This is a genomic window from Blautia sp. SF-50 (assembly GCF_900101315.1).
GTDB lineage: Bacteria > Bacillota > Clostridia > Lachnospirales > Lachnospiraceae > Blautia_A > Blautia_A fusiformis.
Window position 1 is genome coordinate 16,580 of sequence record NZ_FMUW01000034.1, and the last position, 11,031, is coordinate 27,610.

Here is an 11,031-nt window from a genome sequence, read left to right on the forward strand (position 1 = left end):
CCGAAAAATAAAAGCAGAAAAAGCAGTATTGTGATAAAATAGAAGAAAAATATTTCAAAGACAAACTAAAATGATCAGAAGAAAAGAGGTAGATAAATTATGACAAAAGCAGAAAAAAATACACTGAAGCTTCCGGCGGAGAAGCCTCAGTATATTACAGTAAATGATATTACTTACGCACAGGTGGATTCCTGGTTCGGACATTGCAGGCGGGATTTGAAACTGGATATAATCTACCCGGAAACAAAAGATGGAAAAATCTATCCCTGCATCCTCTGGATCTGTGGAGGCGCATGGCTGATGATGGATAAATCCGCACATAATCTTTATCTGAGCAGACTGGCATCCAGTGGCTTTGTAGTGGCAAGTGTGGAGTATCGTACTTCCAATCAGGGCCCGTATCCCATGCCGCTGCAGGATGTAAAGGCAGCTATCCGTTACCTGAAAGCCCATGCAGACCGGTTCCGCATCAACAAAGAGCAGATAGGAGTTATGGGAGAGTCTGCCGGAGGATATCTTACCTGTATGGCTGCGCTGGACAATGATCCGGCTCTGGATGTGGGAGAGTATCTGGAAGAATCCAGTAAGGTACAGGCTGCCTGCCCATGGTATCCGCCTACGGATCTTTCCGCATTTCCGTGTGAATCTGCAGAAAAATGTGCTTCTTCCGCAGAATCCCTTCTGCTTGGATTTAATTCCATGTTAAATAAAGAAAAGGCATACCAGAGCAGTCCGGTTTCCAAGGTTACGAAGGATGCACCGCCATTTCTGATCATCCATGGCAACTGCGATCAGGTCGTTCCTTATGTTCAGTCGGAAACTTTATACGGACTTCTGGAGAAAAAAGACTGTGATGTTACTTTGCTGACACTGGATGGTGCAGACCATGCAGATATCCAGTTTTTCCAGGATGAGGTATGGAACCGGATCGCAGAGTTTTTCCATGAAAAACTGAAATAAATAAAAGACAGGAGCACAGATCATCCAGCAGTTGTTGTAAATATGTGATCTTGAAAAGACTAAAATAGAAAAGAGAAACACAAATGATAACATTAAACGATTATCTGTATTCCGGAGATACTCTTCTCCGGATACTGAAGAAATACATTCGGGATCTTAGGATAGAGGCGAAGGAAAAACACAATGAGATCGATCTGGTACACTGTAATTTTTTGATCCAGATCCAGGAGCTTCTGGAGCATAATGATTTCCTCACTGCCCAGTCTCAGAGGATCCGGGAATTTTATAAATATATGGCAGGGGAATATCCGTTTCTGGCGTTTACCTTCAAGGGAAGAATCAAATCCCTGATCCGTGCGGAGGAAAAATTTAACGGATATGTAGTAGAATTTATTTATGACTACTATAAAGAATATGGGGAATATCCTTCCGTATCCCAGATCAAGGAACGGTTAAGCTGTTTCCGCGATTTTATTGCCTACAGGATCGTTATCGCCATGCCCAGATGTCATCTGAAAAATGGTGAGAATGTCAGAGAAGAAGAGCTTCGTTATCTTTATGAGATCGCCAATATACTTCCGGGATTTCTGGAAGAAAGAGGATTTACCGCAGAGCCGGCCAGAGGAGTGCAGGAAAGTACATCGCCACTGCTCAGCAGGGAAGCAAAGCCTTACTATAGGGATTACATCTGTAATAACAGTGAGGATGATTATCAGTCCCTGCATATCACGTTTTATGATAACAGTTCCCGAAGCTATATGGAAGTACAGCTGCGGACCAAAGAAATGGATGATGTTGCGGAGATTGGTTCCGCCAACCATTTAAGCTATGAGAAAAAACAGGAAAGTGAACGCAGGAGAAGGGACGCGGTTCCCCAGGGGGAATGTATCTATTTTGACGAGGCCTATGAGCGGGGTATGCGGCTTCTTGGACTGGATCTTGCTGCGCTGGATGTCAATATGTTTGGTGCGGTAAATAACAGCCTGATCAATGATGGCTGCGGACTGTTCCGCGGAAGGATGATCCTTCCTTATGAGCATCTTTCTCGTTTTCAGAATGATATCGTTGACTGAGGGAGGATGACATGAAAGACTTGACAAAAGGGAAGCCTTCCACATTGATCCTGTCCTTTGCGCTTCCTGTATTTCTGGGAAATCTCTTGCAGCTGACGTACAGCCTGGCAGATACCCGGATCGTGGGAAGCTTTCTTAAAGAAGATGCGCTGGCGGCAGTAGGGGCCACCAGTCCTTTAAGCGGGCTGATCATCGGTTTTCTGATGGGCCTTGCAAATGGATTTGCCATTGTCACCGCACAGAAATTCGGTGCCGGAAGCCGGGAAGAAGTACGAAAATCTTTTGCGCTGTCTCTTGTAATGGGCAGCGTGATTTCTCTGATCCTGACTGTTTTAGGACTTTTGTTTCTGCATCCGATCCTGAGGTTCCTGAATGTTCCGGATCATTTGACGGGAACCGCCAGACAGTATATCTTTATCATTATTGCAGGTATGCTGGCAACATTTCTTTATGATACCTGCGCGGCATCTCTGCGTGCACTTGGGGATACGGTGACGCCTCTTGTGATCCTGGCAGTGTCTGTAACTTTAAATATCGCAGGAGATCTGTTTTTTATTCTGGTAGTAAAAGCAGGAGTGCAGGGAGCAGCCATTGCTACAGTACTTTCACAGACGCTGGCTTTTCTGGTATGCTGGTTTTACATGATCCGCAGGTATGAGATCCTACGGCTGAAAAAAGAGGATTTTTTCGGTCTCGAAAGAAATATGATGAAAAATATGCTGAGTGCCGGACTTTCTATGGGACTTGTAAGCTCTCTTGTAAATCTTGGTACACTGGCACTGCAGACTTCCATCAACCGGCTTGGAAGAGATATCATCGTGGCACATACAGCAGCCCGTAAGATCACGGAAATGTTTATGATCATGTTTGGCGTGTTCGGGCAGACTATGGCAATCTTCTGCGGACAGAACGCAGGTGCAGGGCGTATGGACCGGGTGCGCCATGGAATCGGTCTTGCAGTTCTGTATACCTGTATCTGGTCCGTGATGACTGTGATCTTCAGTTTTACCATTGGAAAACAGCTGATCTATCTGGTCACAGGAAGCCATAATGAAACGGTGATCCGCAATGCCGCCAATTATCTTAAATTTGATACGATCTTTTATTTCGTAACGGCTGTGATCAGTGTCCTCAGAAATGCTATGCAGGGCCTTGGAGAAACGGTGATCCCTCTGGTTTCCAGTGCGCTGGAGATGATCGGAAAAGTAGTGATCGCGGTGACTCTGGTGCCACTTCTCGGATATACCGGCGTGATCGTAGCAGAACCGATAGTCTGGGTCATTATGGTGATCCCGCTGATCGTGAAGATACTTAAGATGCCGGAATTAAAGAAAACAGTCTGAGAGATTCGAAGATCCGATGAGAAAGATTCGCGTGAAAAATAAAAAGCACATTGTATGGAATGAGCCGCCACCGGAAAGTATGACTTTTGGGGTGGTTCAACCATAGCAATGTGCTTTCTTTAATTTTACATAGTTGCTGTCGCTTCTTTTACGTTTTCCTTTTCAGGAAAGATATGTCTGAAAATAAAACGTACGATCGGACCTGCATAGATCAGCTGCCAGAAGAATGCCATCGGGAAGTTGAATGCGGTTGTCTGAAGCCATACAGCTACGAACTGATTTCCTGCATCCTTAAAGAGAATGGTTGCGGCAAGACTCATTAATGGGCACATGAAAGCAACGGAAGGAACGGAGATCGCAAGGATCTTGCTGAAGGGATGACAGCTTTTGAAATCTACCATGCGCATTGCACAACCAAAAGCAAGCTTGGATACAATAAAGAAGTCAAGGATAAATGCGATCGGTCCCATGATCACCAGCTCATGAAAAGCGTCAAGGAACACGCGGTTTGTCATACTCCCTGTGTTCAGGGAAATGTTGTAGCAGATCATGGCGTAAACCATAAAAAATACCATGATAAGGGTAAAGATAACTTCCTGAAATTTGTTTTTTGGCATAAAAAATCCTCCTTTAAAATGATTAAGTGATAATGTAAAACCTCAGAGCATGTGTTGTTCGTTAATCATTCAGGAGAATGTGCGTTTCCAATATATGACAGGATTTTGTCATAAACCATATTCGGTTTTTTGACCAAATCAAACTGCGAAGCAGTTATTTGGCTGTAAGCAGGCAGCAGAGCGGTTTACGAATATCCGCTTGATACCGGCGGTTATGATATCATAAGTAGTAAAGCCTTGTCAATAAGTAAAATTCGCAACATCCTGCGGAATGTTCTGAAAAAACATGGAAATATCAGAAGAGTAATTGAGAAAAAAATGGCAATAACTCCTCTTGACCGTTAAAGTTAGATATAGTAAACTTGTAAACAGTTAGCGGATTCTAACTAATGCGTAAAATTTGTGGCGGGCCGTATCCCCTGACAAAATGCGGCCTGAACAGGAGTTACGGACAGGGCGAAAAGACCAGACAGGAGGATAAATATCAAATGGATTATTTAGAGATTGAGAAGGTCATTGGAAGAGAGATCATTGATTCAAGAGGAAATCCGACCGTAGAGGCAGAGGTTTATCTGGCAGATGGAACGGTCGGAAGAGGAGCAGCACCAAGCGGAGCGTCCACAGGAGAATTCGAAGCACTTGAGCTGAGAGATCAGGATAAAAGCCGTTTTGGAGGAAAAGGTGTTTCGAAGGCCATTGAAAATATCAATACAGTAATTAATGATGCGCTGGCAGGAATGGATGCATCTGATATTTATGCAGTGGATGTTGCCATGCTCAAAGCAGATGGAACAAAGGACAAATCAAAACTGGGCGCAAATGCCATTCTTGCGGTTTCTATTGCGTGCGCACGTGCGGCTGCGATTTCTCTTGACATCCCCCTTTACAGATTTCTTGGTGGGGTGAACGGAAACAGACTTCCGGTTCCGATGATGAATATCCTAAACGGTGGTGCACATGCTGCGAATACCGTTGATGTTCAGGAATTTATGATCATGCCGGCAGGAGCACCAAGCTTTAAAGAGGGACTTCGCTGGTGTACGGAGGTATTCCACGCTCTTGCTGCACTTCTGAAAGAAAAAGGCCTTGCAACAAGCGTTGGAGATGAAGGTGGTTTTGCACCAGACCTTGGAAGCGATGAGGAAGCCATTGAGTACATCCTTGAAGCAGTGAAAAAAGCAGGATATGAGCCTGGAAAGGATTTTGTACTTGCCATGGATGCTGCATCCAGTGAGTGGAAAGGAAACAAAAAGGGGGAGTATGTTCTTCCGAAATGCGGAAAGAAATTTACATCTGCGGAGCTTGTTGATCACTGGAAAAATCTGATCGAAAAATATCCGATCTACTCTATTGAGGATGGCCTTGATGAGGAAGACTGGGAAGGCTGGCAGATCATGACAAAAGAACTTGGAGGAAAAGTACAGCTTGTAGGTGATGACCTGTTTGTTACAAATACAGAGCGTCTTGAGAAAGGTATCAGCCTTGGCTGCGGAAATTCTATTCTGATCAAACTGAATCAGATCGGTTCTGTATCCGAGACTCTGGAAGCCATCAAAATGGCACATAAAGCTGGCTATACAGCGATTTCTTCCCATCGTTCCGGAGAGACAGAGGATACAACCATTGCAGATCTTGCAGTGGCACTGAATACCTGCCAGATCAAGACAGGAGCTCCTTCCAGAAGCGAACGTGTGGCAAAATATAATCAGCTTCTCCGTATTGAGGAAGAGCTTGGTGATGCAGCAGTATATCCGGGATTCCGGGCATTCAATATCAAGAGATAAGATCATAACTAACACATTTCTCAAAAAGGTACGCTTTGGCGTGCCTTTTTTTGGCGAAAATAAGGTTGCCAGATTTCTCAAAATAGTATATTATGATTTACAGCCGTGTGAAAAAATAAAATTGAATATTGGAGATGCTATGAAAGAATACGTAAATACTTTTATGCGTTACAGGTTTCTTCTGGGAGAGCTTGTAAAAAAAGGAATCAAACTGAAGTACAGACGTTCCTATCTTGGTATCATCTGGTCTCTTCTTGAGCCGTTGCTTACCATGATCGTACTGACGATCGTATTCGGTACCCTGTTTGGAAACAAGGATCGGACATTTCCTGTATATATCCTGACAGGACGTCTTTTGTACACATTCTATTCCAGTGCCACAAAAGCGGCATTGAAATCAGTAAGAGCGAATTCGGCAATGATCAAGAAAGTTTATGTGCCAAAATATCTCTATCCGCTGTCAAGTGTACTTTTTAACTATGTGATCTTCCTGATCTCACTGATCGTGCTGGTTCCGGTAGGAGCAGTACTTGGTGTGGAGCCGACACTTTATATGCTCCAGATCCCGATCGCGCTGATCTTGGTATTTCTGTTGTCTTATGGTTGTGGAATGATCCTTGCTACGATTGGTGTTTTTTTCAGAGATATGGAATATCTGTGGTCAGTAGCGCTGATGCTGATCATGTATACCTGTGCGATCTTTTATTATCCGTCCAGACTGCTGAAAAGTGGTTTTTCATGGATCCTGAAATATAATCCGCTGTACTGTACCATCGATGTTTTTCGTTCAGGAATGTTCGGAGAGCCGATGAATCTTCATTATGCGGCATACGCACTGGTATTCAGTCTTGTGACGATTGCCATCGGAATGTTCTGTTTCAAGAAGAAACAGGATGAATTTATCCTTTATATTTAACAGGAGAAAAATATGGAAAAACCTGCAGTAGTTGTAGATAACGTGAGTATGAAGTTTAATCTCAGTAAAGAAAAGGTAGACAGCCTGAAGGATTACGTGATTAAATTCTTAAAAAAAGAAATTAAATATAATGAATTCTGGGCTCTTCAGAATGTTGATTTTGAGGTAAAAAAAGGTGACCGTGTAGGAATCCTGGGACTTAATGGAGCGGGAAAAAGTACTCTGCTCAAAGTAATTGCCGGTGTATTCAAGCCTACCGAAGGCAAGGTGGTCCGAAACGGCCGTCTGGTCCCTCTTCTGGAACTGGGAGCCGGTTTTGATTCGCAGTATACAGGACGTGAGAATATTTTTCTGTATGGTGCGATGCTCGGATATTCCAAGAAGTTTCTGGAATCGAAATTTGATGAGATCGTTGAGTTTTCTGAACTGAAGGAATTTATCGATGTCCCTATTAAGAATTATTCTTCCGGTATGAAGGCAAGACTTGGATTCTCCATTGCCACACTGGTATCACCGGATATCCTGATCCTGGATGAAGTCCTTTCTGTAGGAGATGCCAAATTCCGGAAAAAGAGTGAAAAGAAAGTCTTAAGTATGTTTGATAAGGGCGTTACGGTACTGTTTGTATCCCATTCTCTGGAACAGGTACAGCGCTTGTGCAATAAAGCAATGATACTTGAAAAAGGAAAACTGATCGCATATGGAGATATTGATGAGATCTCGGCCAAATATGCGGAGATGATCAGATAAAGAACAGAAGGCGGCCCAGGCAGTCGCATAAATAAAAAGAACCGGACAGTGAACGGTTTGAATAGCAGATAGCCAGACGATTTGCGGAAATGATGCAAATGTCTGGCTATTATGTTATTATATTACGAAGAAAACAGGGAGGCAAAAAGATGACTTTACAGCAGATCCTTGAAAAGGTAAAAAAAGGCCAGCTCTCTGTGGAGCATGCAGAGGACCTTCTGAAAAAAGAGGGATATGAAGAAATGGATTATGCGAAGCTGGATACTACCCGAAAAGCGAGGACCGGTTTTGCGGAGGTAGTTTACTGTGCGAGAAAAGCAGACGAACATCTTTTGAATATCTATCAGAAGCTTTATGAGGAAGATGGAGAGGTCTTTGGAACAAGGGCGTCAGAACATCAGTATGAACTGGTAAAAAAGGTTCTTCCTGATGTGGTTTATGACCCGGTTTCCGGAATTTTGAAGATTGAAAAAGAGAAGGAGCATATCGGAAAGGTGGCAGTGTGTACAGCCGGAACAGCAGATATTTCTGTTGCGGAGGAAGCTGCCCAGACAGCAGAGTATTTCGGCACACATGTGGAGAGGATCTATGATGTGGGAGTCAGTGGTATGCACAGACTTTTTTCCAGGCTGGATACCATCCAGGAGGCTAACTGTGTGGTTGCGGTAGCAGGAATGGAGGGTGCGCTGGCAAGTGTTATGGGCGGTCTTGTGAAACGTCCGGTGATCGCGGTACCTACTTCTGTGGGATATGGCGCCAGCTTTCATGGATTGTCAGCGCTTCTGACAATGATCAATTCCTGTGCCAACGGAATTGCAGTAGTAAATATTGACAACGGATTTGGGGCAGGATATCTGGCAACCCAGATCAATCGGCTTGCGGAGGGAAAATAAATGAGAAACAAATTATATCTGGAGTGTACCTCCGGGATCAGCGGGGATATGACAGTTGCGGCTCTTCTGGATCTGGGTGCAGATCAGAAAAAACTGGTGAGAACTCTTAAAAGTCTGCCGGTAAAAGGTTTCGACATAAAGATCAGCCGTGTGATGAAATCAGGGATCGATGCCTGTGATTTTGATGTACTACTGGATCATGAGAATCATGATCATGATATGAAATATCTGTATGGGCATGATGGAGATTCTCACAGCCAGGATCATGAGGAACATCATTATCAACATAGTCATGAAGCCCATGAGCATCCCCATTCTCATGAACATCATGTACAGGAAACCCATGGAAACAGTCATACATATACAGAAACGATGCATTCCCACCACGGACACCATCACCATGAACACCGTGGCCTTAACGAGATCATGGAGATTATCGACCATGCAGATATGACAGATCGTGCAAAATCCTATGGAAAAAGAATTTTTAAGATTCTTGCCGAGGCAGAAGCAAAAGCCCATAATGTACCGGTGGATCAGGTCCATTTCCATGAAGTGGGTGCAGTGGATTCCATTGTGGATATTCTTTCTGTTGCAATCTGTATGGATGATCTGGATGTGGAGGAAGTGATCGTTCCAAGACTTTGTGAGGGTAGCGGAACGATTCGCTGTCAGCACGGAATCCTTCCGGTGCCGGTACCGGCGGTAAGTAATATTGTAAGTGCTCATCAGCTGAAGCTGCATATCACATCGGTGCAGGGTGAACTGATAACGCCTACAGGAGCAGCCATTGTGGCGGCATTCCTTACATCAGAAAAACTGCCTGAAGATTTTACGGTGGAGAAGATCGGTATCGGAGCAGGCAAGCGCCAGTATGAGTGCCCGGGAATTCTCCGTGCCATGCTGATCCGGGAATCCGGGGAGGAGGCTTCAGGCAATGCTGCTTGTACGGAAGCAGATACCATTATAAAGTTGGAATCCAACATTGATGACTGTACAGGAGAAACGCTTGGCTATGTTATGGAGCTTCTGTATGAGGCAGGAGCCAGAGAGGCCAATTACATGCCTGTATTTATGAAGAAAAACCGTCCGGCATGGCTGCTTACCGTTCTATGTAAAAAAGAACAGGTTTCAGCGATGGAGCAGATCATTTTCAGAGAAACAACAACCATTGGGATCCGTCGCCAGGAGATGGGGAGAACCATTTTGAAAAGAGAGAAAAGAGCGGTTACAACCCCGTTTGGGAAGGTAGAAGTGAAGGTCTGCATTTTTGACGGACAGGAATATTTTTATCCGGAATACGAAAGCGTAAAAAAACTCTGTGAAAAAACAGGGATTTCCTATAAAGAAGCATATCATATGGCTGTGCGGGGATAAGATCGGGTTGGTTGCCTTGTATAATGCACTTACATATTGACACCTTTTCGAAAAAACTATATAAATGTATATAGAAAGATTATTGCCGGACGGAACAGTTGGCAACGACACAGTAAGGCAGAGGCAGGAGAAGGATTTATGGCGGTAACAATACAGCAGATTGCAGAACAGGCAGGGGTTTCCAGGGGAACCGTGGACAGAGCGTTGAACCACAGAGGACGGATCAATCCGGAGGTGGCAGAGAGAATCTGCCGTCTGGCGGACGAGATGGGATATGTACAGAAAGAACGGAAACATTCCAGAACAGCTAAAGATGAAAGATTGAAGATCGGAGTGGTGACACAGCTTGCCAGATCTTCTTTTATGCAGGAAGTAAACCGTGGTATTGAGAAGGCAGCCGTGGAACTGAAAGAAAAAGGGATCCAGCTGATCCTGAAAGAGGGTCTTTCCGTTGATGAAGAGGAACAGCTGCAGGCCATTGAGGAACTGGAACAGGAAGGAATCCGGGGACTTGCGATCATGCCGGTAGACAGTGAGACTGTCCGGGAGAAACTGAATGCTTTGATCGAAGAGAAGAATATCCCAGTAGTAACCTTTAACTCTGATATTGTAGGAACGAGAAGAACCTGTTTTGTGGGAATGGATAACCGTAAAAGTGGACGTACCGCAGCCGGACTTCTTGGAATGCTGACAAGAGGAAATGGAAAGATCCTGATCATCACCGGATATTTCAGCAATCATGTTGACAATCAGCGAGTGGATGGCTTTGTGGAGGAAGCCAAGCGGGCTTTTCCACATCTGGAGATCGCCGGTGTTCACGGAAGCTTTGATGAAGCAGCTGAGGTGGAGCACATTATAGAAAATGCCATGATGAGTACTTCAGGGATCAGCGGGATCCTGGTTGTATCCGGAGGCCAGGCAGGAGTGGGGAAAGCATTTGAAAAGCTGAGACTTGACCGCAGGCCCTACGTTGTGATCTACGATCAGACTCCGAAGAATGAACGGGCACTGAAGAATGATCATGTGGATTTTCTGATCGACCAGAATGGATATGTCCAGGGGTATGAACCGCCAAGGATCCTGGCGGATATCCTGACAAAAGGACAGGAGCCGGAGAGAGAATATCTCTTTACAGATATCAAGATCAAAACAAAATATAACCTTTGAACATGTATTGTGCAAAGTATCATATAAAATAGTCTGCAGAATGAAAACTGCAGGCTTTTTTTATAGTGCGCCCGGCGGTGCACGTTTCTAACGGGTTAAAGTCCCGAATCCGCCCGGTAGTGGGAAGGATATAGCCGAAGGCAAGGGTGTC

At 44.5% G+C, this 11,031-nt stretch carries 10 protein-coding genes; 9 read left to right on the forward strand and 1 reads right to left on the reverse strand.

What is annotated here, in order from left to right:
- The first annotated feature begins 99 nt into the window (after positions 1-99).
- From BLP57_RS14985 to BLP57_RS14995, 3 genes are all read left to right on the forward strand, one after another.
- Complete coding sequence (locus BLP57_RS14985) at positions 100-960, forward strand: alpha/beta hydrolase (protein ID WP_092072886.1); 861 nt, start codon at positions 100-102, stop codon at positions 958-960.
- 83 nt (positions 961-1,043) lie between these two features.
- Positions 1,044-2,033, forward strand: coding sequence for a guanosine polyphosphate pyrophosphohydrolase (locus BLP57_RS14990; RefSeq protein ID WP_092072889.1), 990 nt, complete (start codon positions 1,044-1,046; stop codon positions 2,031-2,033).
- An 11-nt stretch (positions 2,034-2,044) separates the two neighbouring features.
- Positions 2,045-3,376, forward strand: coding sequence for an MATE family efflux transporter (locus BLP57_RS14995; RefSeq protein ID WP_092072892.1), 1,332 nt, complete (start codon positions 2,045-2,047; stop codon positions 3,374-3,376).
- Positions 3,377-3,501: 125 nt separating this feature from the next.
- Here the strand turns inward: BLP57_RS14995 and BLP57_RS15000 are convergent, their stop codons facing one another.
- The gene (locus tag BLP57_RS15000) at positions 3,502-3,993 is read right to left on the reverse strand and encodes a DUF2798 domain-containing protein (RefSeq protein ID WP_021651751.1); all 492 of its coding nucleotides are present in this window, start codon (positions 3,991-3,993) and stop codon (positions 3,502-3,504) included.
- A 488-nt stretch (positions 3,994-4,481) separates the two neighbouring features.
- Here BLP57_RS15000 and eno point away from each other — a divergent pair, with 488 nt between their 5' ends.
- The 6 genes from eno (at position 4,482) to BLP57_RS15030 (ending at position 10,880) form a co-directional block, all read left to right on the forward strand.
- Positions 4,482-5,777, forward strand: coding sequence for a phosphopyruvate hydratase (eno, locus tag BLP57_RS15005; protein ID WP_092072895.1), 1,296 nt, complete (start codon positions 4,482-4,484; stop codon positions 5,775-5,777).
- A gap of 139 nt (positions 5,778-5,916) precedes the next feature.
- Positions 5,917-6,693 carry an ABC transporter permease gene (locus BLP57_RS15010; RefSeq protein ID WP_044961662.1) on the forward strand — a complete coding sequence of 259 codons (777 nt, stop codon included), beginning with the start codon at positions 5,917-5,919 and terminating at the stop codon, positions 6,691-6,693.
- A gap of 12 nt (positions 6,694-6,705) precedes the next feature.
- Positions 6,706-7,443: an ABC transporter ATP-binding protein gene (locus BLP57_RS15015; protein WP_092072899.1), complete on the forward strand. Its 738-nt coding sequence runs from the start codon at positions 6,706-6,708 to the stop codon at positions 7,441-7,443.
- A 149-nt stretch (positions 7,444-7,592) separates the two neighbouring features.
- Positions 7,593-8,336, forward strand: coding sequence for a nickel pincer cofactor biosynthesis protein LarB (gene larB / locus BLP57_RS15020; RefSeq protein WP_022426321.1), 744 nt, complete (start codon positions 7,593-7,595; stop codon positions 8,334-8,336).
- A complete protein-coding gene (gene larC / locus BLP57_RS15025) occupies positions 8,337-9,713 on the forward strand; it encodes a nickel pincer cofactor biosynthesis protein LarC (protein WP_092072902.1) in 1,377 nt (458 codons plus the stop codon).
- A 138-nt stretch (positions 9,714-9,851) separates the two neighbouring features.
- Entirely contained in the window at positions 9,852-10,880 is a 1,029-nt protein-coding gene (locus tag BLP57_RS15030) for a LacI family DNA-binding transcriptional regulator (protein ID WP_022426319.1), read from the forward strand.
- The last annotated feature ends 151 nt before the right edge of the window (positions 10,881-11,031 follow it).